Origin of the sequence: Amphritea sp. HPY (assembly GCF_050870985.1) — a bacterium.
In the GTDB taxonomy this organism is placed as follows: domain Bacteria; phylum Pseudomonadota; class Gammaproteobacteria; order Pseudomonadales; family Balneatricaceae; genus Amphritea.
Map to the genome: position 1 here is coordinate 4,567,171 of NZ_CP194015.1, position 25,554 is coordinate 4,592,724.

At 50.2% G+C, this 25,554-nt stretch carries 24 protein-coding genes; 14 read left to right on the forward strand and 10 right to left on the reverse strand.

All coding sequences use genetic code 11. From position 1 onward, the window contains the following. Nucleotides 1-12: 12 nt before the first annotated feature. Nucleotides 13-477, forward strand: coding sequence for a hypothetical protein (locus tag ACQUQM_RS20315; RefSeq protein WP_432471690.1), 465 nt, complete (start codon nucleotides 13-15; stop codon nucleotides 475-477). A gap of 84 nt (nucleotides 478-561) precedes the next feature. Here ACQUQM_RS20315 and metK read toward each other — a convergent pair whose 3' ends face one another. Further along, a complete protein-coding gene (metK, locus tag ACQUQM_RS20320) occupies nucleotides 562-1,752 on the reverse strand; it encodes a methionine adenosyltransferase (protein ID WP_432471691.1) in 1,191 nt (396 codons plus the stop codon). A 300-nt stretch (nucleotides 1,753-2,052) separates the two neighbouring features. Here metK and tkt point away from each other — a divergent pair, with 300 nt between their 5' ends. From tkt to fba, 4 genes are all read left to right on the forward strand, one after another. Next, nucleotides 2,053-4,047 (forward strand): transketolase, encoded by a 1,995-nt coding sequence (tkt, locus tag ACQUQM_RS20325; RefSeq protein ID WP_432471692.1) that lies wholly within the window; start codon nucleotides 2,053-2,055, stop codon nucleotides 4,045-4,047. A gap of 68 nt (nucleotides 4,048-4,115) precedes the next feature. Continuing rightward, nucleotides 4,116-5,132: a type I glyceraldehyde-3-phosphate dehydrogenase gene (locus ACQUQM_RS20330; RefSeq protein ID WP_432471693.1), complete on the forward strand. Its 1,017-nt coding sequence runs from the start codon at nucleotides 4,116-4,118 to the stop codon at nucleotides 5,130-5,132. A gap of 100 nt (nucleotides 5,133-5,232) precedes the next feature. After that, a complete protein-coding gene (locus tag ACQUQM_RS20335; RefSeq protein ID WP_432471694.1) occupies nucleotides 5,233-6,393 on the forward strand; it encodes a phosphoglycerate kinase in 1,161 nt (386 codons plus the stop codon). Nucleotides 6,394-6,486: 93 nt separating this feature from the next. Next, nucleotides 6,487-7,527 carry a class II fructose-bisphosphate aldolase gene (gene fba, locus ACQUQM_RS20340; protein WP_432471695.1) on the forward strand — a complete coding sequence of 347 codons (1,041 nt, stop codon included), beginning with the start codon at nucleotides 6,487-6,489 and terminating at the stop codon, nucleotides 7,525-7,527. Nucleotides 7,528-7,641: 114 nt separating this feature from the next. Here the strand turns inward: fba and ACQUQM_RS20345 are convergent, their stop codons facing one another. Beyond that, nucleotides 7,642-8,283, reverse strand: coding sequence for a glutathione S-transferase family protein (locus ACQUQM_RS20345; protein ID WP_432471696.1), 642 nt, complete (start codon nucleotides 8,281-8,283; stop codon nucleotides 7,642-7,644). Between the two features lie 103 nt (nucleotides 8,284-8,386). Between ACQUQM_RS20345 and ACQUQM_RS20350 the strand changes: the two genes are divergently transcribed. Beyond that, a complete protein-coding gene (locus tag ACQUQM_RS20350) occupies nucleotides 8,387-9,262 on the forward strand; it encodes a LysR family transcriptional regulator (protein WP_432471697.1) in 876 nt (291 codons plus the stop codon). On the opposite strand, the gene ACQUQM_RS20355 is transcribed toward ACQUQM_RS20350, so the two are convergent. Next, nucleotides 9,263-10,309, reverse strand: a complete 1,047-nt coding sequence (locus tag ACQUQM_RS20355; RefSeq protein WP_432471698.1) for a methyltransferase domain-containing protein — start codon at nucleotides 10,307-10,309, stop codon at nucleotides 9,263-9,265. A gap of 239 nt (nucleotides 10,310-10,548) precedes the next feature. Here ACQUQM_RS20355 and ACQUQM_RS20360 point away from each other — a divergent pair, with 239 nt between their 5' ends. After that, complete coding sequence (locus tag ACQUQM_RS20360) at nucleotides 10,549-11,871, forward strand: Na+/H+ antiporter family protein (protein ID WP_432471699.1); 1,323 nt, start codon at nucleotides 10,549-10,551, stop codon at nucleotides 11,869-11,871. 124 nt (nucleotides 11,872-11,995) lie between these two features. Here the strand turns inward: ACQUQM_RS20360 and ACQUQM_RS20365 are convergent, their stop codons facing one another. Further along, nucleotides 11,996-12,445 (reverse strand): acyl-CoA thioesterase, encoded by a 450-nt coding sequence (locus ACQUQM_RS20365; protein WP_432471700.1) that lies wholly within the window; start codon nucleotides 12,443-12,445, stop codon nucleotides 11,996-11,998. 180 nt (nucleotides 12,446-12,625) lie between these two features. Between ACQUQM_RS20365 and ACQUQM_RS20370 the strand changes: the two genes are divergently transcribed. Both ACQUQM_RS20370 and ACQUQM_RS20375 read left to right on the forward strand, forming a co-directional pair. Next, nucleotides 12,626-13,063 (forward strand): hypothetical protein, encoded by a 438-nt coding sequence (locus ACQUQM_RS20370; protein ID WP_432471701.1) that lies wholly within the window; start codon nucleotides 12,626-12,628, stop codon nucleotides 13,061-13,063. 77 nt (nucleotides 13,064-13,140) lie between these two features. Then, nucleotides 13,141-14,019 (forward strand): LysR family transcriptional regulator, encoded by an 879-nt coding sequence (locus tag ACQUQM_RS20375; protein ID WP_432471702.1) that lies wholly within the window; start codon nucleotides 13,141-13,143, stop codon nucleotides 14,017-14,019. On the opposite strand, the gene ACQUQM_RS20380 is transcribed toward ACQUQM_RS20375, so the two are convergent. Next, nucleotides 14,016-14,243, reverse strand: a complete 228-nt coding sequence (locus ACQUQM_RS20380; RefSeq protein ID WP_432471703.1) for a Rho-binding antiterminator — start codon at nucleotides 14,241-14,243, stop codon at nucleotides 14,016-14,018. The genes ACQUQM_RS20375 and ACQUQM_RS20380 overlap by 4 nt on opposite strands. A 72-nt stretch (nucleotides 14,244-14,315) precedes the next feature. After that, on the reverse strand, nucleotides 14,316-15,476 hold the full coding sequence (locus ACQUQM_RS20385; protein WP_432471704.1) for a cytochrome-c peroxidase: 1,161 nt from the start codon (nucleotides 15,474-15,476) through the stop codon (nucleotides 14,316-14,318). Nucleotides 15,477-15,827: 351 nt separating this feature from the next. On the opposite strand from ACQUQM_RS20385, the gene ACQUQM_RS20390 reads away from it, so the two are divergent. Further along, nucleotides 15,828-18,191 (forward strand): putative bifunctional diguanylate cyclase/phosphodiesterase, encoded by a 2,364-nt coding sequence (locus tag ACQUQM_RS20390; protein ID WP_432471705.1) that lies wholly within the window; start codon nucleotides 15,828-15,830, stop codon nucleotides 18,189-18,191. 6 nt (nucleotides 18,192-18,197) lie between these two features. Here the strand turns inward: ACQUQM_RS20390 and ACQUQM_RS20395 are convergent, their stop codons facing one another. Continuing rightward, entirely contained in the window at nucleotides 18,198-18,410 is a 213-nt protein-coding gene (locus tag ACQUQM_RS20395) for a (2Fe-2S)-binding protein (RefSeq protein ID WP_432471706.1), read from the reverse strand. Nucleotides 18,411-18,625: 215 nt separating this feature from the next. Here ACQUQM_RS20395 and ACQUQM_RS20400 point away from each other — a divergent pair, with 215 nt between their 5' ends. From ACQUQM_RS20400 to ACQUQM_RS20415, 4 genes are all read left to right on the forward strand, one after another. Further along, nucleotides 18,626-19,939 carry an HD domain-containing phosphohydrolase gene (locus tag ACQUQM_RS20400; protein ID WP_432471707.1) on the forward strand — a complete coding sequence of 438 codons (1,314 nt, stop codon included), beginning with the start codon at nucleotides 18,626-18,628 and terminating at the stop codon, nucleotides 19,937-19,939. Nucleotides 19,940-19,998: 59 nt separating this feature from the next. Beyond that, a complete protein-coding gene (locus ACQUQM_RS20405) occupies nucleotides 19,999-20,445 on the forward strand; it encodes a hypothetical protein (RefSeq protein ID WP_432471708.1) in 447 nt (148 codons plus the stop codon). Between the two features lie 46 nt (nucleotides 20,446-20,491). Continuing rightward, a complete protein-coding gene (locus ACQUQM_RS20410) occupies nucleotides 20,492-21,697 on the forward strand; it encodes a methyltransferase (RefSeq protein WP_432471709.1) in 1,206 nt (401 codons plus the stop codon). A 70-nt stretch (nucleotides 21,698-21,767) separates the two neighbouring features. After that, entirely contained in the window at nucleotides 21,768-22,346 is a 579-nt protein-coding gene (locus ACQUQM_RS20415) for a uracil-DNA glycosylase family protein (RefSeq protein WP_432471710.1), read from the forward strand. A gap of 735 nt (nucleotides 22,347-23,081) precedes the next feature. Here the strand turns inward: ACQUQM_RS20415 and ACQUQM_RS20420 are convergent. Genes ACQUQM_RS20420 through dbpA form a run of 3 tightly spaced genes read right to left on the reverse strand, consistent with a single transcriptional unit; the run spans nucleotide 23,082 to nucleotide 24,979 of the window. Beyond that, nucleotides 23,082-23,267: a hypothetical protein gene (locus ACQUQM_RS20420; RefSeq protein WP_432471711.1), complete on the reverse strand. Its 186-nt coding sequence runs from the start codon at nucleotides 23,265-23,267 to the stop codon at nucleotides 23,082-23,084. 26 nt (nucleotides 23,268-23,293) lie between these two features. Further along, the gene (locus ACQUQM_RS20425) at nucleotides 23,294-23,572 is read right to left on the reverse strand and encodes a peptidylprolyl isomerase (protein WP_432471712.1); all 279 of its coding nucleotides are present in this window, start codon (nucleotides 23,570-23,572) and stop codon (nucleotides 23,294-23,296) included. Nucleotides 23,573-23,596: 24 nt separating this feature from the next. Next, complete coding sequence (gene dbpA, locus ACQUQM_RS20430; protein ID WP_432471713.1) at nucleotides 23,597-24,979, reverse strand: ATP-dependent RNA helicase DbpA; 1,383 nt, start codon at nucleotides 24,977-24,979, stop codon at nucleotides 23,597-23,599. Between the last annotated feature and the right edge of the window lie 575 nt (nucleotides 24,980-25,554).

Here is a 25,554-nt window from a genome sequence, read left to right on the forward strand (position 1 = left end):
AGGTGGTGAATTATGGTTATTGAAAGCAGATATGTTGTGGCCGGTCTCCTGTTGCTGGTTCTGAATAGTGGCCAGGTGGTTGCAGCGGATCCCAGGGTGGTTGTTCTGACACAGCAGGCCTGCCAGTTCATTGAAAGTGAAAATGGTCTCGATCGTGGTTATAAGTCATTCAGCGCGGAGGACTGTCTTACGATCAATAGAGCAACATCAGAACAGCGCTTGCAGCAGGCCAAAGTGCTACAGCTTCGCCCCGGAAAACATCTGTTCAGGGTGACAAACGAGGACGTGCCCTATGAACTGGGTTTCTGGCTGCGTGGCCATGGGGTGTTAGGCTACGCAACTTTGCCCAGTATTTCAGGAGGTGGTTTGACTACAGGTAAGACCCAGGATTATCTGATCGAACTGAAACCGGGCAGTTATATCTATTCCTGTCCGCTTAATCCTACCCCTGACTACCGCTTGATTGTGAGTGAATAACGTTTGGCTCAGATAAAAAAAAGGCAGAGTATTAACTCTGCCTTTTTTGTTTCCAATGGCGGTTTTTTACCGCTCGATCAGATATTACAAGCCTGCAGCGTCGCGCAGTTCGTCGGCTTTGTCGGTCTTTTCCCAGCTGTATGCGGTAAAGGTATCGTTACCCACCGTCATCTCAAATGGGTTATGACCAAAGTGACCGTATGCTGCAGTCTGACGGTACATCGGGTGCAGCAGGTCCAGCATGCGGGTGATCGCATGTGGGCGCAGGTCGAAGTGGTTGCGGATCAGTTCGATGATCTTAGCGTCGGCTATTTTACCGGTACCAAAGGTATTGATTGACATCGAAGTTGGCTCAGCAACGCCGATCGCATAAGAGATCTGAATCTCGCATTTGGCAGCCAGACCTGCGGCAACCACGTTCTTCGCTACATAGCGGCCTGCGTATGCTGCAGAACGGTCTACTTTCGATGGGTCTTTACCGGAGAACGCGCCGCCGCCGTGACGGGCCATGCCGCCGTATGTATCAACGATGATCTTGCGACCGGTCAGACCACAATCGCCTACCGGACCGCCAATAACAAATTTACCGGTCGGGTTGATGTGGAACTTAGTGCTGGCATCGATCCATTCTGCTGGCAGAGTATGCTTGATGATCAGCTCCATTACTGCTTCCTGCAGATCGGCCATCGATACTTCAGGGTTGTGCTGGGTCGACAGTACAACAGCATCGATGCCAACCGGCTGACCGTTTTCATAGCGGAAAGTTACCTGGCTCTTGGCATCCGGACGCAACCATGGCAACAGGCCTGATTTGCGTGCTTCTGCCTGACGCTCAACCAGACGGTGGGCATAGCAGATCGGTGCTGGCATCAGTACATCAGTTTCGTTGCTGGCGTAGCCGAACATCAGGCCCTGGTCACCGGCACCCTGGTCTTCAGGCTTGGCACGGTCAACACCCTGGTTGATATCCGGAGATTGCTTACCGATGATGTTGATCACACCACAGGTTTCGCCATCGTAGCCAACTTCTGATGAGGTATAGCCGATATCGCAGATAACGCCACGAACCAGAGCTTCCAGATCAACCCATGCAGAGGTTGTGATTTCGCCGGATACTACGGCAACACCAGTTTTAACCAGAGTTTCACAGGCAACACGGGCGTGTTTGTCTTCTGCAATAATCGCATCAAGTACCGCGTCAGAGATCTGATCGGCAATCTTATCTGGATGGCCTTCGGAAACTGATTCCGAAGTAAACAGGCTGTATTCGCTCATTTCGCGTCATCATCCTAAAAATAGAGGGTTTGAAGAAGAGGGGATTCAGATTTGAGGGCCCCGGATCTTAAATTGGAGCGTATTTTAATCCGGTTATGCCTCGATTGCATGATGAAGATTAGCTTTTTAGATGATTTTTTTACTTTTTTAGATGAAAACCGTTCATTTTGGTCAATTTCCTGCGAAATAGGTTTGAAGCTGGTACCCGGTTGCGAGAAAATAGCGGCCTAAATTTTTAGTGATGTTTCTAAATATCGTTTTTAACGACCACAACTTGGGTTTCACCCCTGGAGTTAATGAATGTCCTCGCGTAGAGAACTTGCCAATGCTATCCGTGCCCTCAGTATGGATGCTGTTCAGAAGGCTAAATCCGGTCACCCTGGCGCACCTATGGGTATGGCAGATATCGCTGAAGTACTCTGGAATGATTTCCTGAAGCACAATCCGGCGAATCCACATTGGCTTGATCGTGACCGTTTCGTACTGTCTAACGGCCACGGTTCCATGCTGATCTACAGCCTGCTGCATCTCAGCGGTTATGATCTGTCTATCGATGACATCAAAAACTTCCGTCAGCTGCACTCCAAAACCGCAGGTCATCCTGAATATGGTTATGCTCCGGGTATTGAAACGACCACCGGCCCTCTGGGTCAGGGCATCACCAATGCAGTAGGCTTCGCGGTTGCAGAGAAATCTCTGGCGGCGCAGTTTAACCGTGTCGGTCATGAGATTATCGATCATCATACTTATACATTCCTGGGCGATGGCTGCCTGATGGAAGGTATCTCCCACGAGGCGTGCTCGCTGGCGGGTACTCTGGGTCTGGGTAAGCTGATCGCATTCTACGACGACAATGGCATCTCAATTGATGGTGAAGTTGAAGGCTGGTTTACTGATGATACGCCGAAGCGTTTTGAATCTTACGGCTGGCAGGTTATTCCAAACGTTGACGGTCACGATGCCGAGCAGATTAAAGCAGCTATCGAAGCGGCGCAGGACAACGAAGATCAGCCAACACTGATCTGCTGTAAGACTGTTATCGGTTTCGGTTCTCCGAACAAGCAAGGTAAAGAAGATTGTCACGGCGCACCACTGGGTGAAGAAGAGATCAAACTGGCGCGTAAAGAGCTGGGTTGGGAGCACGATGCTTTCGTTATCCCTGAAGATATCGCAAGCCAGTGGAATGCGGCTGAATCCGGTACCATTCTGGAAAACGAGTGGGAAGAGCGCTTTGCCGAGTACAGCAAAGCTTACCCAACTGAAGCACGCGAGCTGATCCGTCGCTACACTGGCGAACTGCCCGCTGATTTCTCTGCCAATGCCGATACCTTCATTAAAGAGCTGCAGGAAAAAGGCGAAACTATCGCTTCCCGTAAAGCTTCTCAGAATGCACTGAATGCGTTTGGTCCGTTGCTGCCGGAACTGATGGGCGGCTCTGCCGACCTGGCCGGTTCCAACCTGACCCTGTGGTCTGGTTGTAAAGGCGTTACTAAAGACGATGCTTCCGGTAACTACATGTTCTACGGCGTACGTGAATTCGGTATGTCTGCGATCATGAACGGTATCGCTCTGCACGGTGGTTTCATCCCTTACGGCGCGACCTTCCTGGTATTTATGGAGTATGCCCGTAACGCGCTGCGTATGGCGGCTCTGATGAAGCAGCGTGCTATCCACGTATATACCCATGACTCTATCGGTCTGGGTGAAGATGGCCCGACGCACCAGCCGATTGAGCAGATCGCTAACCTGCGTCACACGCCAAATATGAGCACCTGGCGTCCGGCGGATGCGGTTGAATCTGCGGTGGCATGGAAGTCTGCGCTGGAGCGTAACGACGGCCCGACTGCGATGATCTTCTCTCGTCAGAACCTGCCACATCAGGCGCGTACTGATGAGCAGCTGGCGAACGTAGCCCGCGGTGGTTACATCCTGCGTGATACTGCAGGTACTCCGGACGCGATCATTATTGCCACCGGTTCTGAAATTGGCCTGGCGATGGATTCTGCAGAAGCACTAGCTGCTGAAGGTAAGCAGATACGCGTAGTATCTATGCCTTGTACCGATCTGTTCGATAAGCAGGATGCTGCATACCGTGAAGCGGTATTGCCTGCAGCAGTGACGGCCCGTGTTGCGGTTGAAGCAGCGCAAGCTGATTATTGGTACAAGTACGTGGGCCTGAACGGCGCTATCGTCGGTATGACCAGCTTCGGTGAATCTGCTCCGGCGGGTGAACTGTTTAAGCTGTTCGGCTTTACCGTTGAGAACGTAGTTGAAAAAGTTAAGTCTGTTATCTGATAACAGGCATTGATAAAAGGCCAGCTGATTCAGTTGGCCTTTTTGGTTTAGCCAGGTTTGGATTAAGAATGGCATATCGCGTTGCTATTAACGGCTACGGCCGAATCGGACAGTGTGTACTGCGAGCTATCTATGAAGGTGGTTTTCGTGATCAGTTGCAGGTTGTTGCACTGAATGAACTGTCTGATATTGATACTGTCAGTTATCTGACCCGTTATGATACGACCCATGGCCGCTTCCCGCTGCCGGTCGACCATGATGGCCAGAATCTGCTGATCAATGGCGATTCGATCCGGGTGTTGAGCAAGGAAGATCCTCGCCAGCTGCCCTGGGCGGAGATGGATATCGACCTGGTTCTGGAATGTTCCGGCTCGTTCAGTGACCGGGCTACGGCGCAGTTACATCTGGATAGCGGTGCTAAGCGGCTGTTGTTTTCACAGCCGGCGGAGCCTGATGTCGATGCTACCATCGTGTATGGCTATAACCAGCAGTTACTGGCGGCCAATCAACAGGTGGTTGCGGCGGGTTCCTGTACCACCAACTGTATCGTACCAGTGCTGGATCTGTTGCACCGGGAGTTAGGAATTGTCAGTGGTGTAACTACCACAATTCACTCGGCGATGAATGACCAGCCAGTAATCGACAGTTATCACCAGACCGATCTGCGTTTGACCCGCAGTGCGATGCATTCGATCATTCCGGTTGATACCGGGCTGAATAAAGGTATCGAACGACTGTTACCGGAACTGACCGGGCGTTTTGAATCCCTGCACTTGCGGGTACCGACAATCAACGTTTCGGTGCTGGATATCTCCCTCGACCTGGCGACAAAAACCAGTGCCAGAGAGATAAACGGGATTCTCCGGCTGGCGGCTGCGAACCAGCTTAACGGACTATTGGGCTATACCGAAGAACCGCATGCTTCGGTAGACTTCAACCGCGATCCCCGTTCCGGCATTGTCGATGGTACCCAGACCCGGGTCAGCGGCGGTAACATGCTGAAATTGTTGTGCTGGTTTGATAACGAGTGGGGCTTTGCCAACCGGATGCTGGATGTGGCAGATAGCTGGCTACGATGTAAATAGTCGGCAATGTAATTGATTATTGTGTGACTGCTTAACTGTGGTTGCATACGTTCTGAGCAGAACGTTTGAGATTTAAAACTTAAAGGAAGTAGGAAGCGTCATGAGCGTACTGAAAATGACTGATCTGGATCTGAACGGCAAGCGTGTTCTGATTCGTGAAGACCTCAATGTGCCGGTTAAGGATGGCCAGGTAACCAGCGATGCCCGTATCCGGGCGTCACTGCCAACGATTAAGTTCGCCCTTGAGGCTGGCGCGAAGGTGATGATTATGTCGCACCTGGGCCGTCCGACTGAAGGAGAATATGATGAGGCCAGCTCTCTGGCACCGGTAGCCGCTCACTTGGGTGGTCTGTTGGGTCGTGAAGTTCCGCTGATCAAGGATTGGCTGGAAGGTGGCTTTGATGTAGCTGAGGGCGATCTGGTACTGCTGGAAAACGTACGCTTCAATGCTGGCGAGAAGAAAGACAACGAAGCACTGTCACAGCAGATGGCCGGACTGTGTGACATCTACGTGATGGATGCTTTCGGTACTGCTCACCGCGCCCAGGCTTCTACCCACGGTGTCGCAAAGTTTGCTCCTGTTGCCTGTGCCGGTCCTCTGCTGGCGGGTGAGCTGGATGCGCTGGCCAAGGCGCTGGATAACCCGGCCCGACCTATGGCAGCTATCGTTGGTGGTTCCAAAGTATCAACCAAGCTGACCGTACTTGAATCTCTGTCAGATAAAGTCGATCAGCTGATCGTCGGTGGTGGTATCGCCAATACTTTCCTGGCGGCTGCAGGCAAGCCGGTTGGTAAGTCTCTGTGCGAGCACGATCTGATCCCTACGGCTAAGGCGCTGATGGAGAAGGTTAATATTCCACTGCCGGTTGATGTTGTTGTGGCGACAGAGTTTGCTGAAACGGCTACTGCAACCGTTAAGTCGGTTGATGATGTTGCTGAAGATGACATGATTCTGGATATCGGTCCGCAGACTGCTGCTAACCTGGCCGGGTTGCTGAAAGACGCCGGTACTATTATCTGGAACGGTCCTGTTGGCGTTTTTGAGTTCGACCAGTTCGGTGAAGGTACTAAAACCTTGTCTCTGGCGATTGCTGAAAGCAATGGTTTCTCTATCGCAGGTGGCGGCGATACGCTGGCTGCTGTGGATAAGTACAACATTGCGGAACAGGTGTCTTACATCTCTACCGGAGGCGGCGCATTCCTGGAGTTTGTGGAAGGAAAAGCGCTCCCTGCTGTTGCTATGTTAGAGTCTCGCTCTTAATAGCAAATCATTATAAAAAGTGGCTGTTGAAAATAGCCACTTAAGATAGAATTTAAAGCCGCTAACCGGCTCAATTTTTTTAAAGGTGAACATATGGCTCTTATCAGTATGCGTCAGCTGCTGGATCACGCAGCAGAGAACAGCTACGGTATCCCGGCGTTTAACGTTAACAACCTGGAACAGATGCGTGCCATCATGGAAGCGGCGAATAAGACCGATTCTCCGGTAATCGTTCAGGCTTCTGCCGGTGCTCGTAAATACGCAGGGTCTAACTTCCTGCGCCATATGATTCTGGCGGCGATTGCTGAATTCCCGCATATTCCGGTATGTATGCACCAGGATCACGGTACTTCTCCGGCAATCTGCCAGCGTTCTATCGCAATGGGCTTCTCATCTGTAATGATGGATGGTTCCCTGATGTCCGACGGTAAGACTCCGTCCAGCTACGAATATAACGTTGATGTAACCCGTCGTACTGTTGAGATGGCACACGCTTGTGGTGTATCTGTTGAAGGCGAGCTGGGTTGCCTGGGTTCTCTGGAAACCGGACAAGCTGGTGAAGAAGATGGCGTTGGCGCAGAAGGTACTTTGTCTCAAGAGCAGATGCTGACTGACCCTGAAGAAGCGGCTGATTTTGTTGCCAAGACCGGTGTTGATGCGCTGGCGATCGCTTGCGGTACTTCCCACGGTGCATACAAGTTCACCCGTCCGCCTACTGGCGATATTCTGGCGATCGATCGCATTAAAGCGATCCATGACCGTATTCCGAACACTCACCTGGTTATGCACGGCTCCTCTTCTGTTCCGCAGGAGTGGCTGGCGGTGATCAATGAGTTCGGCGGTGAGATTCCTGAAACTTACGGTGTGCCGGTTGAGCAGATCGTTGAAGGTATCAAGCACGGCGTGCGTAAGGTCAACATTGATACTGACCTGCGTCTGGCGTCTACCGGAGCGGTACGTCGCTTCCTGGCTGAAAATCCTTCTGAATTCGATCCACGTAAATTCCTTAAGGTAACTATGGATGCGATGGGCGATATCGTAACTGATCGCTATGAAGCGTTTGGTGCTGCGGGTAACGCCAGCAAGATCAATGCGATCTCACTGGAAGATATGGCAGACCAGTACGGTTTATAAGTCGTTAGTGGCCAGAGCGTCACGTATGCGTGACTAGTTAGACGTCGCTACTCGACTTGCTAGGAAAAACAAAAACCGCCAATTGGCGGTTTTTTTCTGACTACTCGCAATTTTTTAAACTTCTTCCTCTTCAATAACCTCAGTTTCCTGCTTGGCTAACTTAAGCCATTCCATACAGGCTGGGAGGTTCAGTATCCGTTGTTTATAAGCTTCCAGTTGTGGTGGTAGTTCAACACCGTAACTGTTAAAGCGATACACCACAGGTGCGTAGAACGCATCGGCGATACTGAACTCTCCGTACAGGAACTGCTCTGAACTGCTCAGTTCGAGTGCTTCCGTCCAGAGCGTAATGATGCGGTCGATATCCGTCTGTACTCCGCCTGATACCCTGAAGTTATCAATAATCCGACGGCAGTTCATAGGTACTTCACTGCGCAACTGCATAAAACCGGAGTGCATCTCTGCGCAGCTGCTACGGGCATGGGCGCGCAGATGTTTATCCTCAGGCCAGCAGCTGCCATCAAGGTATTGTTCGTTAATATATTCGCAAATCGCCAGTGAGTCCCAGATGGTATGGCCATTATCGATCAGCACCGGAACCTTGCCGGCGGGATTGTACTGTTTTATCTGATCGGTAAAGTCCGGTGCAAACAGGGCAATTCGAACGGTTTCAAATTCCAGTTCTTTATACTGCATCAACAGCCAGGCCCTTAATGACCAACTGGAATAATTGTAATTACCGATCACTAATTTCATCGTTATATGTCCCTGTTTACGGATAGATTGGATTGATTTAGTCTGGCGTTTAATCCGTTGTTCCACAAACCAATTAAACTGATACCAGGTATTTATCCCGCTGATGCTTGATCACGAACTACTCAGAACCTTCGTTGCCGTTGTCGATACCGGCAGCTTCACCCGGGCCGCTGCTCAGATATTTCGTACTCAGTCTGCGGTGAGTATGCAGATGAAGCGATTGGAGCAGCAGCTTGAAAAGACGTTATTTGTTAAAGACAAACGTGAGCTGCAGCTGACCGATGATGGCCAGAAGTTGATCGGCTATGCCCGCAGAATTCTGAAATTGCATGATGAAGCGATGGGGGTTATGGCGTCTGAGGCGACGTTGCGTCCGTTACTGCTTGGTTGCCCTGATGATTATATTTCCGGAGTGCTGCCTGAACTGCTGGCACAGGTGAGAAAGCTGATTCCCGGGCTGCCGGTACAGGTTCGTTCCGGATCATCCGGGCAGTTGCGTCAGCTGATGGATGAGGGGCAACTGGATCTGTCCGTTCTGACCCGGCCAGCGGATAAAGAGGAGGGTTACCTCTTACTGCAGGACAGAGGAGTATGGATCGCGCCATCGGCTGACTTTATTGATAGCTGCGATACTTTACCTCTGGCCCTGGTGGAACCCGATTGTAAATTTAACAGTTCGGCTGTGGATGGTCTGATTAAGCAGGGTGTTGATTTTGATGTGATCTGTATCTCTGGCAATTGCACTCTATTGTCAGAGATGGTCAGGCGGGGGGAAGCGGTCAGTACGTTAGCATCCTGCAGCGTACCAAACGATCTTTACCGGGTGCCAGCTGGCAGAGGATTACCTGAGCTGCCCGAAGTTGAGATAGTGCTGCAATCGGCGGCTAATTCCCACCCTGAACTAGGCTCAGATCGACTCTCTCTGTTGGCAACCCGGACCGCAGAAGTGATTGCACAACGCAGTCCGACTCTTAGCTGATCAGCAACATCCACCACTGTCTGGCAGAGTCTCAGTCAGGTCAAACGGCAGGCTGGTACCGCAGCCGTCAAAGATACCGAAGTGGTTGTCGAAGTTACCGATAAATTCAAAGTGTGCCTTGAAGCGCGTATCGTGCAGCATCTTCCAGGTATTACCGCATACCGGGAATATTTTGCCTTTTTCTATGGTGTGATGCTTGTCCAGGGTAAAGGCGTTAGGGTGATGCTCGATCGTTCCCTTATAGATAACCGCCTGGCCGTAGTCTTCACAGTGGCTTTCCAGATCCGGAAGTTTGAACAGGCGATAGGTAGCGGAGAAAAAGTTTATATGGCCAATGCGATCGATGATTTTCGGATTATCGATCGTGATAGGGCGATCACTGACCAGACGGGGATCGGTAAAGCCAGCTTTCTTGGCAAGGTTGTGGAAATCATTCCAGTACAGGGCGCCGCTAAGGCACTCGCCATACAGTACCGGGTCATCGACCAATTCTGCCGGGATTCTGCGTTCGGCGTAAACATCGGAGAAGTAGATCTCGCCGCCGGGTTTCAGCAGGTCGTAGGCTTGCTTCAGTACTGCTTCTTTATCCGGTGAGAGGTTGATTACACAGTTGGATACGATGATGTCGAAGCTGTTGTTTTCCAGCCCCAGTTGGTCCAGTTTTTCAATATAGCCTTTTTTAAACGAGGTATTGGCCTGGCTGAAGCCAAATTTCTCACGGTGATAATCGATGTGGCGGTTAGCGACTTCCAGCTGTTCGTCAGTCATATCCACACCGACCACCGAGCCCTGTTCTCCAACCAGTTGAGCCAGCGCGTAGCAATCACGACCTGAGCCACTGCCCAGATCTAATATACGCATGTCTGCAAGCTCTTCCGGGCAGACCAGGCCACAGCCGTAGTAACGCACCATCACTTCATCATGAATGTTGCTAAGTACCGGTTTCAGGAATTCGGGCATCCCATCATCGGTGCAGCAGGCATTAGTTTGAAGATCGTCAGAGCCCTGCAGGGTCTTGCCGTAATATTCCTGTACTTGATCATGCATTGTTGGTCACTCGTCTGGTCCGGTTTGGGGGGAACTGCGTGCTATAAATAGCATAAGGCTGAAGGTATTAGAAATGACTTATTGGCCTAACGAAATAGCGCCGGTGAAGGGGTTTTATAGAGCCTGAAACATTTGCCTGATTCGTGTCATTATTTCCTATAGGAAACTGTTGACTTGTATAGTGGACTGTTGCACTGTGCGCACCTTCTTTTTACTGATCAGGGAGTGTACAGCTCACTATGAATGCTGTGATTGTTGCGGTTCTTACTATGTTGGTACTGAGCCTGCTACGAACCCATGTTGTGATGGCTTTGCTGATAGGGGCAATTGCCGGTGGTCTGGCCGGTGGCCTTGGCCTTGAGGGCACTATTGCCGCTTTTAACTCCGGTATCGGTGGCGGTGCCAGCGTGGCATTAAGTTATGCGCTGCTGGGTGGTTTTGCGGTCGCTATTTCACAATCGGGTTTGCCCCATGCGCTGGCGGATCGGGTGGTTGTCATGCTGGGTCATAATCATAATCCGCAACGGGTTACACTGGTCAGAAACGCAATGTTGCTGGTTATTCTGCTGGTGGCAATGTCATCCCAGAACATTATGCCGATCCATATTGCGTTTATTCCGCTGCTGATTCCGCCATTGTTGCTGGTGATGAGCAGAATGCAACTGGATCGCCGTTTAGTAGCCTGTGTCCTGACCTTCGGTCTGGTGACGCCTTACATGTTTCTGCCAGTAGGCTTCGGTGGCATCTTCCTGAATGAGATCCTGCTGAAAAATATCAGTGCCAGTGGCCTGGACGTTACCGGCATCAGTGTAATAGAAGCGATGGGGCTTCCGGCACTGGGTATGTTGTGCGGTCTGTTGATTGCCGTTTTTATCAGCTACCGCGGTAAGCGTAATTACGATGTCGACCGGGTTGCAGCGACTGAGCATGCGGCAATACAGTACAGCCCACGAAGTATTCTGTTCGCATTGCTGGCTATCGCTGTTGCCTTTGTTACTCAACTGTATACAGACTCGATGGTGATGGGCGCGCTGCTGGGATTTATCCTGTTCTCGGTAACCGGAGTGGTACGCTGGAATGAATCCGACGACCTGCTGACTGACGGCATGAAGATGATGGCGATGATCGGTTTTATCATGATCGCTGCTGCTGGTTTTGCTCAGGTTCTGCGCGAAACCGGCGAGATAGCCACGCTGGTGAGCAGCTCGGTTGAGATCATCGGCCAGAATAAAGCGCTGGCTGCATTTCTGATGTTGTTAGTGGGTCTGTTGATAACTATGGGTATCGGCTCATCGTTCTCGACTATTCCTATTATTGCCTCGATCTATGTGCCCCTGGCGATGGAACTGGGCTTTACCCCGCTGGCTATCGTTGCGCTGGTTGGTACAGCTGCAGCGTTGGGTGATGCCGGTTCTCCGGCCTCTGACTCTACCCTGGGGCCAACATCCGGTCTGAATGTGGATGGTCAGCACAACCATATCTGGGACAGTGTGGTGCCAACATTTATCCACTACAACCTGCCGTTACTGGTTGCAGGTTGGATCGCTGCGGTCATTCTCTGATCCAGCTATTAGTTAGTAGTGAAAAAGAGACCTGACTGCCACAGAAATCAACATCTGTGGCAGTCAGGCAAAATATGGAACAACAGCAGGCATTGTTCCACAGGCTGACTGTTTAGCTATCTGCTTAATCAAAAATCTCTGGTTTTATCGGTTCCATCTCAGTAATCAGGTCGCGATAGTGCTGCGGTACTGCAGCTTTGCAGTTTTGTTTGTAATCGACACAAACAATTACCCCTTCACCCTCTGCGGCTACCGCATTATGCTCCGGGCTATAGATCAGGTGTTCCATGGTAAAGCGATCCTGTTCCAGCCGGGTTACCCGGGTAGCTGAAATTACACTACCGGGAAAGGTTAACGGAATCCGATAGCGGATACGGCTATCCCTCAGAATTGGACCAATACCGGTTTCCTGCATCACTTCCAGATAATTACAGTTACCAAAGTACGCCATACGCGCGCTTTCAAACCAGCGCAGGTAGACCAGATTGTTTACATGCTGAAAGGAATCCATTTCGCCCCAGGCGATGGGGATCTCAAGCTGTACCGGGAAACGTTCCAGAATATCACTGCCCATATGCTCTCGCTTATTATCTGTTTCAATCGTTATAAGGCTATTTAGAAGGAATTAGTTGAATAAGTGAAATCTTTAATAATTATTTAAAGCATAAATATAATTTATAGTTTGGATGGGCTATTGTGATTTCTCATAGCGTTGCTACTGACATAAGCTGGGTAATAAAGCGGAGGACATGATATGCAAAGCGAACAGAATCAATATCGTGGTGGCTGCCATTGCAGCAATATCAGCTACCAGCTGAGCAGCCGCCGGGACTGGCAAAAGCTGGTTCCACGACAGTGCCAGTGCAGTTTCTGTATGAAGCACAATAACCGTTATCTGTCCGACTCCGCAGGCCGGTTGCAGGTATCTATAGGACAGCAACGGGTTTCATATTACCGATTTGGCCATCAGCTGGCCGACTTTATGGTGTGTGGTTGCTGCGGCGTGATGCCTCTGGTCTGCAGTGTGATTGATGGTAAACGCTATGCAGTTATAAATATCAACACGTTAGAGCCCGCGCTTGAGTATTCTGCTGTAGTAGCGGTTGATCATAATGGTGAAGGGCTGGAAACGCGCTTACAGCAATGCCGTGAAAGCTGGATAGCGGATGTGACTATTATCGCGGAGAATTAGTATGGAAATTCGTCAGGTTTGTTACTTTCTTGCGGTACAGGAAAGCGGAAGTGTCACCAATACCGGGGGGAACTAGTATGGAAATTCGTCAGATTCGCTATTTTCTTGCGGTACAGGAAAGCGGAAGTTTTACCAAAGCGGCGGAGAAGATGTTTGTCACTCAGCCGGCGCTGTCCGCCGCAGTCAAGTCTCTCGAAGAGGAGCTGGGCGTTTCGCTGCTGCGACGCAGTCATAAACGGGTGACACTGACGCCCGCAGGATTGCGATTTCGGGACCGGGCTTTTGCCATACTGGCTGAGTGCAGCGCTGCGAAAAGTGAGCTGATGAATGAACAGGACCAGAAACAACTGAGAATCGGTGTGCTGGATACACTGAATACGCCACCAATTAATCAGTTACTGCACGAGTTTCATACCACCTACCCAGAAATTCTGATCCATCTGCATAGTGGCAGCAAAGATGAATTGGCCAATAAACTGGGCCAGAATAAAGTCGATATGCTGCTGACTTCATTTGCTGACGAAGTTTCTTCAGAAACCACGTTGCCGCTTTATCAGGAGCGCTTCCAGTTGATGGTGTCCCGCCAGCACCCGCTCGCTAACCGGGCCAGCGTGCGACTGGCTGATCTGCATGGCCTGCCTTTTGTATTGCGAAAAAACTGTGAAGTACTGAATGAGGGCAAGCGGGTGTTTCTGGCGGAACAGGCGCAGCCACATATTACCTGCCGGACCGACAACGATTCATGGGCGCTGACCATGGTACGTAATAATCTGGCTGCAGCAATTCTAGCGGAAACCGTGATCGAAGAGGGTACAGTCAGTATTCCTATTGTGGATTTCGGTCTGGTCAGGACTGTTGGCTGCTTGTGGCGCAATCACTGCGACCAGGAAACTGTTCCGGTATTTACCGCATTTGCCGCCCAGAATAGTTGGCGCGGACTGGCCCGAATCAGTTAATACGATTGAATATAGTCGAGCCGAATCCTGAAGCGTTTTCCGGCACGGTTCTCTGCCACCAGAAACTCTTCTGAGTTGCTGATTTCAAGATCCAGAAAGCGTAGTTTCTGTTTATGAATACGGCCCTGCGGGTCTCGCCAGATCACCTGATAAATGGCGCGGCGCAAACAGGCCAGTTCATAGTCATCGTGTACTTCGCAATTGATCGGTTTATAGCTATCCATTAGGCTAACCTCGGTGCTGCAACAGCCGGGGATATGCTGACCGGCTGCTAACAGTAAGGTTAGTTGAAACGGCTATTTTTGTCCCGCTAACTCATAGCGCTGATCGGTCAGGGTGTGCATAAATGCGACCAGAGCGTCGATGCGCTGGTCATTCAGAGCGGGTCCGGACTCCAGCTCCTGGAGAGAGATGTTTTCGATCACTTCCGGCTGTTGCCACTGGGTACCCGATTCAGGATTGATCTGACGTGCCGCATTGCGGCTGTTGTACTTATTGTAGAACAGTACGACGGTACGCAGATCCTGGAATACGCCGTTATGCATATAAGGTCCGGTTACCGCTACATTACGCAATGTTGGCACTTTAAATTTACCCGCCTGCGCAGGATCATTAACCGCCGGGTTATTGAGTAGTCCGATATCTTTGTAGCCCTCAGCTACGCCATTGATTTTCCGTGCAGCGCTATTCTCCGGAATGCCAATATTATGGTACTCGTAGTTGCTGAAGGTTTCAGCCTCTGCCCCCGGTCGCGATTTTAGCTGATGACACTGGTTGCAGTTAGTAAACTGCTGGGAAAAGAACAAAGTACGTCCTAACTCTTCCTGCTCGCTGAGCTGGTATTCACCACGCAGGAAGCGATCATACTTTGAATCAAATGGAGCAAACAGTTCAGTCTTTTCAAAAGCTGCGATGCTATCTGCCATAGCAGCGTAAGCTGCTTCGCTGTCTGAAAAAATATCTTTGCCATAGAGTGCACGGAACGCGATCTGGTAGGTGGTATTCTCCTGTAATCGTTCTGCGGTAAGCTGTTTTGACGGCATACCCATCTCTATCGGATTGGTTGGCGGCCCACCGGCCTGACCTGACAGGTCGTTTTCTCGTCCGTCATGAAACTGCCCTCCCTTATACTTGCCATCGATGGTCAGCTGAAACGCTGGGCTGAACATAGCGTAAGCCGCGGTTGGGGCGTTACGGTCGCCGAGGGAGTGGCCATCATCGCCTAATGAAACTGCGCCTTTTACCCCGTTATCTCTGGGGTCGGCAAACCCCTGTTCGGGTGAATGGCAGGTTGCACAACTTTGAGTGCGGTTGGCTGAGAGGTTGATATCAAAGAACAGGCTTTGGCCAAGCTCGGCTTTAGTCATTATTTTGGTTGGTTTTTCCGTAGCTCCGGATATGCAGCCGGACAGAGAGAAAGCAGACAAAATCAGTGGTAGGAGAATGATTTTTTTCATACAAATCTAAATGTTAATGAATCGTATTCGCAATAATATCATCTTGTGATCCACATGTGTTGATTAGCATCAAAATCTTGGCATAATCCGGATCCCGTTTTGTATCAGAGGCTTTCTGGCTTGTTTTGCTCTTGACGGAGGTGCTGCTGAGGAATGAACAGTTACCCATTTCAGGTAGCCTGCTGCGCTTTGCCAGGGCAATTATTGGTAGGCTATGGAGCAGATTAATATAGCTATCTAAAGATCATTTGATTCTTAGGCATGCTGGTATGTAGCACAAGTATTGCGGCTTTCTGCATAGGCTTGGGCTACGGTGATGTCTGGTGTAGTACATGAACTGAGATGGTGGGTATGGCCAAAATCAAACAGATCAGAAAGCTGTTTTCTGATCTCTCATGGAAAGAAATTCTGACCTCAGGGTATTTCATAAGCACCCTGGTTTTTGCCGTGCTTATCTGGTTGGTGGGGCCTGCGGTTAACTCAGTATTGACGGCGGATGGTAGCTTCTGGAGCCGCTTAACTCAGCCTCAAGCTACATCTGTAGTTATTAGATTTCTGGCATCGTTGCTATTTTTACTGTTTGGATTGGTTGGCAGTGCGATGATGATCCATTACCGCAGGCAACAGCATGAGCTGCTGGAACAAAGGGAGCAGACGGCCAGTATCATTAGTTCTGAGCCTGAGTGCGTAAAGACCGTTGCCCGGGATGGTATTCTGTTGGATATGAACCCTGCGGGGTTAAAGATAGTCGAAGCGGAAACCCTCGAGATGGTGCAGCACCGTTCGGTATTTGACCTGATTGCACCTGAAGATCGGCAGCGGTATATCGAATTTAATGATCGGGTTTTTACCGGTAACAGAGAGCAGATTCAGTACGATATTATCGGCCTCAATGGCACCCGCAAGCATGTGGATAGCCATGCTGTACCGCTGTTTAACCGTCAGGGAGAGGTGACTGCACACCTTGCCATCACCCGTGATATTACCGAGTTTAAACAATCACAGGAGCAGTTGCTGCGTTTTTCTCTGGCTATTGAGCAGAGTGCCAGTATGGTGATGATCACCGACCTGGGTAGCTCTATCTGCTATGTGAATTCCCGTTTTTGTGAGGTAACCGGATACCAGAAAGAGGAGTGTATCGGGCAAACACCTGCGATTATTCAGTCGGCACAGACCTCACGTAAGACGCTGGAACATCTCGACCGGACGATTCATGCTGATAAGGAGTGGCGCGGCCAGCTGCAAAACCGTTGTAAGGACGGTGCCTTGTTCTGGGCCTCTGTGGTGATCTCCCCGATCCGTAATGCTGATGGTGTTACCACTCACTTTCTCAGTACTCAGGAGGATATTACCCATACTCAGAATCTGGTTGATGAATTAAATTATAAGAACAGCCACTGTACCTTGACTGGTTTGGTAAACCGTTCAGCATTTGAAAACCGTATGCGTAGCGTGGCGGCCCGGTCAATGATCGATGACAGCAGCCATTCTGTGTTGTTTATCGATATTGACCAGTTTAAGTTAATTAATGATACCTGTGGCCATCTGGCCGGTGATCAGTTGCTGATACAGGTGGCTCACCTGCTGCGGGATGGTACTCGCCAGCAGGACAGCGTTGCCCGTTTATCCGGCGACGAGTTTGCTGTTTTGCTGGAGTATGTTTCGCCGGGAGAAGCACTGCAATACGCACAGCAGCTGAAACAGGCGGTTGAGAGCTTTGTTCTTACCTGGAAAGATCAGAACTACCATACCTCTGTCAGTATCGGCATCGCCTGTATTAACAATAAATCGGCCAGTGTCACGGGGATATTGAAGAATGCGGATACCGCATGTTACCTGGCAAAGGGGCTCGGCCGGAACCGGGTGCAGGTCTATAGCGATGATGAATCGACAGCACTGCATTACCGGGAAATGAACTGGGTCGCAAGAATTCATCAGGGCATCGAGCATGACCGGTTTTGTCTTTATGCGCAGAAAATAGTCGGTCTTAACCGGGTTGAGCAAGGGTTACACCTGGAAATACTGATTCGCTACCAACAGGATGAAACAGTTGTAGCCCCGATCGAATTTCTGCCCGCAGCAGAGCGCTATGGCCTGGCGCCGAAACTGGATCGCTGGGTGATTAATAAACTGTTTCGTACGTTACAGCATGAAACCGGCTTCCAGCGTCGGCTGGCATTGGTTTCGGTTAATTTATCCGGGCTCTCTCTGGCCGATCAGCAATTTCTTGAATTTGTTGAACAGCAGTTTTGTGAATATCAAATTGATCCCGGGATGATCTGTTTCGAGATTACTGAAACTGCAGCGATCAGTAATCTTAATACGGCGGTCGACTTTATTACCCGCTTGAAGCAGTTAGGCTGTAGTTTTGCGTTGGATGATTTCGGTAGCGGGTTATCTTCATTTGGTTATCTGAAAAGACTGCCGGTGGACTACCTCAAGATCGATGGAATTTTCGTAAAGGATATTGCTGAGGATAAGATCGACCTGGCGATGGTACGTAGTATCAATGATATTGGCCATCTGATGGGCAAACAGACCATTGCAGAATTTGTCGAAGATGATGCTATTCGGGCACATCTGCGTAGCCTGAATGTCGATTTTGGTCAGGGCTACGGTATCGACAGGCCTCAGCCGCTGCAGACTTTTATCGATGACAACGCAGAGAAATCAGCCCCGGGTGAGCGAATCAAAGTTGAACCCTTTGCCTGGTAGTCCGGCTCAGGCAGACACTTTAACTTCTTCAATAATATCGATCACTGTTTCGTAGCAGCAGCCGCAACCGGTATTTGCCGTGGTTTCTTCGCGTACCTGTTCGATGCTGAACAGTTGTTTTTCGGTGATTTCAGCGACAAAGGCTTTCTTGCGGATTTTTCTACACAGGCAGACGGCGGTATCCAGAGGATCTCTTACCTGAGTACTGTTGATTGTCATAAAGATTATCTCATTATGGGGATGGTATGGTGGCATAACAATACTTGTGTGCTTGGATATAAAACAGTGATGGCGAAGAATTGCTCTCTTTCCGGTCAGGAAAAAATCATAGTGATGCTCCGCTTTTTAAAACTGTTGGCTGATAGCGTCAGTTATCCGGTGTGTAAGTCTTAGGGTAACGCCTGCACCTTGTTACATCGCCTGACGGAGGTGGTATGGATTCGATTAAAACGGTGGTATTACTGGTCGCACTTGACCCTGATGCCGAGCAGATGTTGCAGCAGGCGCTGCCGGATGAAGAAACGCAGATTCTGAGCGCTGAAGGGCTGGAGCAGGCGCTAGCTATGATCGGTACTGACGTTGTTCATATCGTGGTGCTGGATCAACGACAGGGTGAAGACCTGGCGCTGGAATATTTGCAGCAACTAAAAACCGTAAACAACGATCTTGAAGGTTTTCTCCTGACGACGGACTACCTGTATCAGCCACAGGGCCAGGTGGCTGCGGATGGCTTGATTCATCATTATATTGAGTTTCCTTCTGATCCTCAGATTCTGGCTTACCGTATGCGTCAGGCGGTACGGGTGGCTCGCCTTAAACAGGAGCTGGAAGGTGCCAGAACAGACTTCGACCATGATATGGATGCTCAGCGCAGCCAGTTTCGGCGTCGTCAGCAGCACTTAGTAGGCAAGATCCAGGCGAGTGAAGCTGAAGTTGCACGCTCCCATCATCAGTTGGATAAAACTAATCAACAACTGGCTGATGGTTACCGCCAGGTTATACGGATGTTCTCTAATATTGCGTTACATCGCATGGGGCAGCGGGCCAGTGGCCAGAACCAGCTGCTCAATCGCATGGTGGCTGATGTGGCTCAGGCAAGCTCGCTGGGTGAAGCTGAACGTAAGCATCTGACAATGGCCTGGATGCTACGCAGTGTCGGCAAATTGAGTTTTAGCGATCATCTACTGGCAACTCCTTATCTGATGTTGTCGCCGGAGCAGCAGCGGGAATTTCATAGCCATCCGGATCATGCCTACGCGATGATGACAATCGTGCGGCCGTTGAACCGGGCTGCTGCCATCGTACGGCAGCATAAGGAATATCTCGATGGCAGTGGCTATCCTCAAGGGCTTAAGGCTGATCAGATCTCGTTGGGAGCTCAGCTTCTGGCGCTGCTTAATGATTATACCGAGTTGATTGGCGGGCTCTATCATGAGCGCCAGCTCAGTACAGCAGAGGCTCTGGAATATCTGCGCGTTACTGCCTGTGAACGCTATAACCAGACGCTGGTGGATATCCTGCAGGCAGTGCTCTCAGAGCTGGCACCAGTTACAGACCTGTATACCGATCAATTGCTCAGTACCGTTGACCTGCAGCCGGGTATGGTACTGACCCGGGATCTGATCAGTAAAGAGGGGGTGCTTTTATTAGGCGAGGGAGAGATTCTGGACCAGGAGACAATTGAGCGGATAAGAGAGCTTGAGTTTAACTTCTCAGAATTCTTTCAACTATATATTGAGCTGCGTTAAGTCGAGCCTGAAGAAGCGCATTCAGGTGTAATATATTTTTCAAAACCGATAGGCAGGACATGGCAAAAAGCTGGGTGGTGCAGGCAAAACAGCTGTTCTCACAGGTCAAGCCTGAGCATTTTACCGATTATCGGCATTGTGATGAGTGTGGCGAGCATGATCAGACCCTGCTCCAGTGGGATGTTGATAGTATTGGTCTGGCCCAGCTGGGTAATCCGGGCTGGGATCCTATCTGCTTTTGTTCCTGCGAGGGCAAACAGTATTACTTGCCAGCAATGATTCGCCTGACGTTGGATACGATTGAGACGGAGCTGTATCTGGAGCAATTACTGTTTCATCTGTCGTGGGATGGTGAGAATAATGCATTTTATCTTAGCTGCAGCCTGCAACAGAGGCAGTTTATAGCCGCATTTATAGTGCATCTGACAGATCATTACACTGATCAGGTTGAGCAGGCATTGTGTACTGACGATCTGCTGCGGGTGTATCAGATATGGTCTCAGTAAGTTGTTTTGCCTACCTTAAACGATAAGGCTTAGGTAAAATCAGGGCATGATTGAATTTCCGACTACTCCTTCCGATAGGCAACACCGCTTACAGCTTCTGGATCAGCTACTACAGCAGTCTGAGCTGTTGTGGCGTCCGCAGCCGTTTAAAGAACCGCGTCCTGAATGGTGTCGGAAGTATCCAGAGCTTAGTGCTGCACTTCTGCAGTTAACTGATGCAGAGCTGGAACGTTTTGACCGCACTCCGGATAGTCTGTTGCCCTGGCTAAGCCGTTATCTGCCCCAGCTTGATTTGTTGCCGCAACTGACAAGCTTAGCTGAACTCCCTGATAAAAGACCGGTTACTGTGGAAAATCGTTTCTTCGATGCAATGCCCGGTCGTAAGCGTGCACAGGTTGAAGCCTTTACCGGCACGCTCGGTGAGGTCTCTCGTCCCCTTCTGGAATGGTGTGGCGGTAAAGGCTTTCTTGGTCGTCTGCTGGGCTTTGTCTGGCAGCAACCTGTGACTACCCTGGAATGGGATGCAGCACTCTGCAGGGCTGGCGAGAAACTAAGCCAACGAGGTCGGGTTGAGCAAAAATTTTATATACAGGACGTATTGCAGTCCGAACTGCCGGTAATTCTTACCAACAAGCATGCGGTCGCCCTGCATGCCTGTGGTGGACTGCACCGTCAGTTGATCCGTCGCGGCGTCTCTGAGCGTACAGAGATGTTGGATATTGCCCCTTGTTGCTATGCGGTGGGGGTGCCGGATAATTACCAACCGTTCTGTGACTTTACCCAACTTAAGCTGAGGCGGGATGATCTGCGTCTGGCGGTGACTGAAACGGTCACCGCAGGGCGTAGCGAGATCCGCCAGCGGGATACTGAGATGGCCTGGAAGTTGGGTTTTAACCGGCTGCGTTCCGCGCTGTCCGGTAGTATCGAATACCAACCTCTTAAACCGATCCCTAAAGCCTGGCTGAAGCTTGGCTTTACCCAGTACTGCCTTAATCTGGCGAACCGGGAAGGGCTGGAGTTACCTGTCGACATCGATTGGCAGATGTATCAGGAATATGGCTTGATGCGGCAACGGGAGGTAATGCGCTTGTTGCTGGTACGTCACGCTTTTCGTCGGGCTATTGAGCTATGGTTAGTGCTGGATATGGTGTGCTGGCTGGAGCAACAAGGGTATCGGGTTCGGTTAGGCACTTTCTGCGCCCGAGAACTCACACCTCGAAACATAATGATTTCGGCACGTAGAGAGCTATAACTTAGATTCTTAAACCAAGTTTCTTAAACCAGGATTCTTAAATCCTGGCTCCTGCAGGAGATGTCAGCTGATGGAAACCGAAGAGCAGCTAATTCAGCGGATACATAATTGCACGTTGTGTGAAGAGTATCTTGCCGATGGGGTCCGGCCAGTGTTTCAGTTCAGTTCGTCGGCGCGGATTCTGGTAGCAGGTCAGGCTCCAGGCAGAAAAGTGCATGAAACGGGTATCCCTTTTAACGATCCTAGTGGTGATCGGTTGCGACAATGGATGGGAATCGATCGGGAGACTTTTTATGACGCATCGCGCATAGCTATTCTACCGATGGGTTTCTGTTATCCGGGGCACGGTCGCTCTGGCGATCTGCCACCGCGTAAAGAATGCGCGCCGCAGTGGCGGGGCCTGCTGTTGGAACGTTTACCGGAGCTGCAACTTACTCTGTTGATTGGCCAGTATGCTCAGGCCTGGCATCTGCAGGAAAAGGGCAGCGTTACCGAAATAGTATCCCGTTGGCGCGAGTATGCACCGGATAGGTTTCCGATGCCGCATCCAAGTCCACGCAATAATCTCTGGCTGCGACGTAATCCCTGGTTTGAGAAGGAGCTGGTGCCGGAGCTGCAGAAGCGGGTTAAGCGGGTTCTTGCGTTGTAGGAGGCGCGCCCTCGCGCCGATTGATTTAATTGTGGCAATGAGCTTGTTCCACTGTCCTATTATCATAGTGAGACAGAGCTTTCTGTTCCGCTCTCGCTGAGCGGGTTAAGACTTTTGCTCGGCCAAAAGTCTTAACAATCTAAAGGCCGCCCTTACTGCTTGCTCGGCTGCGCCGACTGCCCTGCGCGTTTCATTTTTCAATGACATGGGAAAAACTCGATTGCTTCGCAGTCTCAAACAGTTCCCATGTTTTCCATTGAAAAATTCCAATGCTCGGCTGCGCAGAAGGGGAGCAGGTCCGTGCCAATCTGATGGCTCAGATCAATTGTCTGGAACTGATCTTTCAGGCAAACTCAAGTGAATGGATATGTATAGCTTAAGCTTAAAAAAGCTCCGGCAAGAAGTAGACGAAGATGGCAATGCCTAACAAAAAGGTCAAGTACACTCTGCCACTTCGTAGCTGCGCGGGACTGTCCAAGCTTAGCTTGGTCAGCCCCTTACCTTAGGCGTTAAAATGCTACGAAGTAAGTAGCTCAATCACTCATGGGTAACGCCCATACGAGGCAAGTGAAGCGATGCCGAAATCTGAATAGGCCGCACGTAATTACGGTAGAAACAGATCACTTGAGCCTATTCAGATATAAACAAAAAGAGAGCCGTCAGGCTCTCTTTTTGTTTCGCTTTTTCTAGCGACTAACCACTAGCAAGTCGCGAAGCGACGTCTAGCTACTGCTCTTAATGCAACTCGGCATACTTCTGCTGGATCGCCATCAGGGCCGGTTGTGCTTCCAGTGGAGCATAGGCTATTGCCTGATCAAACAGTTCCTTATTTTCTTCAGATAGACGTTCATCTTCATTCATTGCAGATAGTTTCTGCATCGCTTCGATAAACTTCGGGTGCTGTTTCTTTGCAGGTTTCATAGGAACTACCTCCTTAAGCGTTGCCGTTACGTGCGAAAAATGGTTTGGATGAGGTGAAAACCGAACTGGGTTTTCACCGGACCATGAATTTCCAGAACCTTCTTCCGGAATACCACATTATCGAACGCTTTTACCATCTGTCCGGGCCGAATTTCGCCCAGCTCACCACCGCGTTTGGCCGAATTACACTGGGAGTACTTTTTTGCCAGTTTGCCAAAATCTTCACCCTGGGCCAGTCGCTGTTTAAGTTTCTCAGCTTCTGCTTTTGTTTTTACCAGAATATGCCGTGCGGATGCTACAGCCATATTACGCCTCATTATAACCGGATTTTAAAGAATACGAACCTTGAAGCGGCTACCTTTAATTTTGCAGTTGATCAGACTGCCGTGTGCTTTACGGGCAATGCTGCGTTCAACTGCAACGTAGGCGACAAAATCATAAATGTCGATCTTACCTACGGCGGATCCGGCAATGCCTGCTTCACCGGTAAGGGCGCCCAGGATATCGCCTGGACGGATCTTGTCTTTTCGACCACCGGCGATGCAGAGGGTTCGCATCAGCGGTTTTTCTGGCGCTTCCAGCGAGGTTTTTTTCAGGCTGGTCAGCGACTCCTTACGTAAGGTCTGGCTTTGGTATTCGCTGATACTGTCCAGTTTATACTCTTCTGAATCACGGTAGATGCTCAGGGCAAGGCCCTCTTTACCGGCCCGGCCGGTGCGGCCGATACGATGGATATAGATCTCAGGATCGCGCGGCAGATCATAGTTGATGACCACTTCCAGATCGTCGATATCAAGACCACGGGCGGCAACGTCAGTGGCGATAAGGATTGAATTACTACGGTTGGAAAATTGTACCAGTACCTGGTCCCGTTCCCGCTGGTCGAGGTCACCATGCAGGGCTGCAGCAAAGTAGCCCTGATTACGCAGGTGGTCAGAAACCTCCCGGCACTGGTCTTTAGTGTTGCAGAAGATAACGGCCGATTTTGGTTGGTGATGACTTAGCAGGCGGGACAGGGCCTCAGGCTTCTTGGTTTTATCCAACGGATAGAAAACCTGCTCAATCTGCCCGGTGCTGTGCAGCGCTTCAACTGTAACTTCTACCGGGTCTGTTTGCAGATCAGCACTCAGCTTCTGAATTCCTTCCGGGTAAGTTGCCGAGAATAAAAGGGTTTGGCGTTGTTTTGGCGTGTTATCGATGATCCCTTCGATCTGGTCGAAGAAGCCCATGTCCAGCATACGGTCGGCTTCATCCAATACCACTGTTTTGCAACGCTCCAGGTGCAGTTTACCTTTGCGGATAAGATCCTGAATCCGGCCAGGGGTTCCAACGATGATGTGCGCGCCATGCTCCAGCGAGCCGATTTGCGGACCGACCGGCTGGCCACCAGACAGGGTTACTATCTTTATATTGTCTTTAAAACGGGCCAGGCGGCGGATCTCTTTGGCAACCTGAGTACTGAGTTCCCTGGTTGGACAGAGAATCAGCGCCTGGGTACCAAAATCACGCTGGTTCAGTTTCAGCAACAGACCGATGCCGAAGGCCGCTGTCTTACCGCTACCGGTCTTTGCTTTTGCAATCAGGTCGCGGTTGTCCAGGGCGTAGGGAATGCTTTGTGCCTGGATCGGCGTCATTTCCTTGTAGCCAAGGGCATCAAGGTTATTCAGCATCGCTTGGGGCAATGCCAGGGAGGAAAACAGGGTATCGGTCACTGGAGGCTCGGAGAAAAGAGTTGAATTGGGCCGATTATACCGAAAAGCGTCGGTTTTTGCTGCATATCTTCTTCAAACGGCCACTCTGAATCGGTTTGCTTAATTTCATTTGTCCGGAGGGTGTCATGATGGGTGACTGGGGCTTATTAGCAGCTAGTTCTGAGTTGTTAACAGTCGGTAAGCGGCAACGAATTATTGGCGCTTGGGCTAAGCAATTTATCGCCCGGCCAGGCTGATCTTTTGAGTTCAAAGGTGCAGTTTAGCCGCTCGATTGTGGTCTTTTGTTGGTAGGAATAATAGAGGGGTATTTGTTTAAAATTTTTTACGATATGGTTTGGAAGTTTTTTGATATAGCCCCTGGTTAATATAGATGCCAATCTCTATTTCTTGATTTTCAGGCAAAACTTTTCACTATGCGGAAGCAGTTTCGTTTAATTGTGCTTGTTCGGTGTTTAAAAACAATTGAAACGATTGTTTGAATTGTTTAGCTTTGATGATAGTTTCAGTGATGACTTTGAGTATCGCTGCTGAGCTCCTCTGCTGAGGATGAATAACTAACCGAGTGAGATTGATTT

Coding starts and splice junctions, on each gene's coding strand:
- ACQUQM_RS20385 (WP_432471704.1), bottom strand. CDS start 15,476: ATGAAAAAAATCATTCTCCTACCACTGATTTTGTCTGCTTTCTCTCTG.
- ACQUQM_RS20400 (WP_432471707.1), top strand. CDS start 18,626: ATGGATTCGATTAAAACGGTGGTATTACTGGTCGCACTTGACCCTGAT.
- ACQUQM_RS20370 (WP_432471701.1), top strand. CDS start 12,626: ATGCAAAGCGAACAGAATCAATATCGTGGTGGCTGCCATTGCAGCAAT.
- ACQUQM_RS20355 (WP_432471698.1), bottom strand. CDS start 10,309: ATGCATGATCAAGTACAGGAATATTACGGCAAGACCCTGCAGGGCTCT.
- ACQUQM_RS20345 (WP_432471696.1), bottom strand. CDS start 8,283: ATGAAATTAGTGATCGGTAATTACAATTATTCCAGTTGGTCATTAAGG.
- ACQUQM_RS20390 (WP_432471705.1), top strand. CDS start 15,828: ATGGCCAAAATCAAACAGATCAGAAAGCTGTTTTCTGATCTCTCATGG.
- ACQUQM_RS20360 (WP_432471699.1), top strand. CDS start 10,549: ATGAATGCTGTGATTGTTGCGGTTCTTACTATGTTGGTACTGAGCCTG.
- ACQUQM_RS20410 (WP_432471709.1), top strand. CDS start 20,492: ATGATTGAATTTCCGACTACTCCTTCCGATAGGCAACACCGCTTACAG.
- tkt (WP_432471692.1), top strand. CDS start 2,053: ATGTCCTCGCGTAGAGAACTTGCCAATGCTATCCGTGCCCTCAGTATG.
- ACQUQM_RS20350 (WP_432471697.1), top strand. CDS start 8,387: ATGCTTGATCACGAACTACTCAGAACCTTCGTTGCCGTTGTCGATACC.
- fba (WP_432471695.1), top strand. CDS start 6,487: ATGGCTCTTATCAGTATGCGTCAGCTGCTGGATCACGCAGCAGAGAAC.
- ACQUQM_RS20395 (WP_432471706.1), bottom strand. CDS start 18,410: ATGACAATCAACAGTACTCAGGTAAGAGATCCTCTGGATACCGCCGTC.
- ACQUQM_RS20380 (WP_432471703.1), bottom strand. CDS start 14,243: ATGGATAGCTATAAACCGATCAATTGCGAAGTACACGATGACTATGAA.
- ACQUQM_RS20335 (WP_432471694.1), top strand. CDS start 5,233: ATGAGCGTACTGAAAATGACTGATCTGGATCTGAACGGCAAGCGTGTT.
- ACQUQM_RS20425 (WP_432471712.1), bottom strand. CDS start 23,572: ATGGCTGTAGCATCCGCACGGCATATTCTGGTAAAAACAAAAGCAGAA.
- ACQUQM_RS20365 (WP_432471700.1), bottom strand. CDS start 12,445: ATGGGCAGTGATATTCTGGAACGTTTCCCGGTACAGCTTGAGATCCCC.
- ACQUQM_RS20420 (WP_432471711.1), bottom strand. CDS start 23,267: ATGAAACCTGCAAAGAAACAGCACCCGAAGTTTATCGAAGCGATGCAG.
- ACQUQM_RS20330 (WP_432471693.1), top strand. CDS start 4,116: ATGGCATATCGCGTTGCTATTAACGGCTACGGCCGAATCGGACAGTGT.
- metK (WP_432471691.1), bottom strand. CDS start 1,752: ATGAGCGAATACAGCCTGTTTACTTCGGAATCAGTTTCCGAAGGCCAT.
- ACQUQM_RS20375 (WP_432471702.1), top strand. CDS start 13,141: ATGGAAATTCGTCAGATTCGCTATTTTCTTGCGGTACAGGAAAGCGGA.
- ACQUQM_RS20315 (WP_432471690.1), top strand. CDS start 13: ATGGTTATTGAAAGCAGATATGTTGTGGCCGGTCTCCTGTTGCTGGTT.
- ACQUQM_RS20415 (WP_432471710.1), top strand. CDS start 21,768: ATGGAAACCGAAGAGCAGCTAATTCAGCGGATACATAATTGCACGTTG.
- ACQUQM_RS20405 (WP_432471708.1), top strand. CDS start 19,999: ATGGCAAAAAGCTGGGTGGTGCAGGCAAAACAGCTGTTCTCACAGGTC.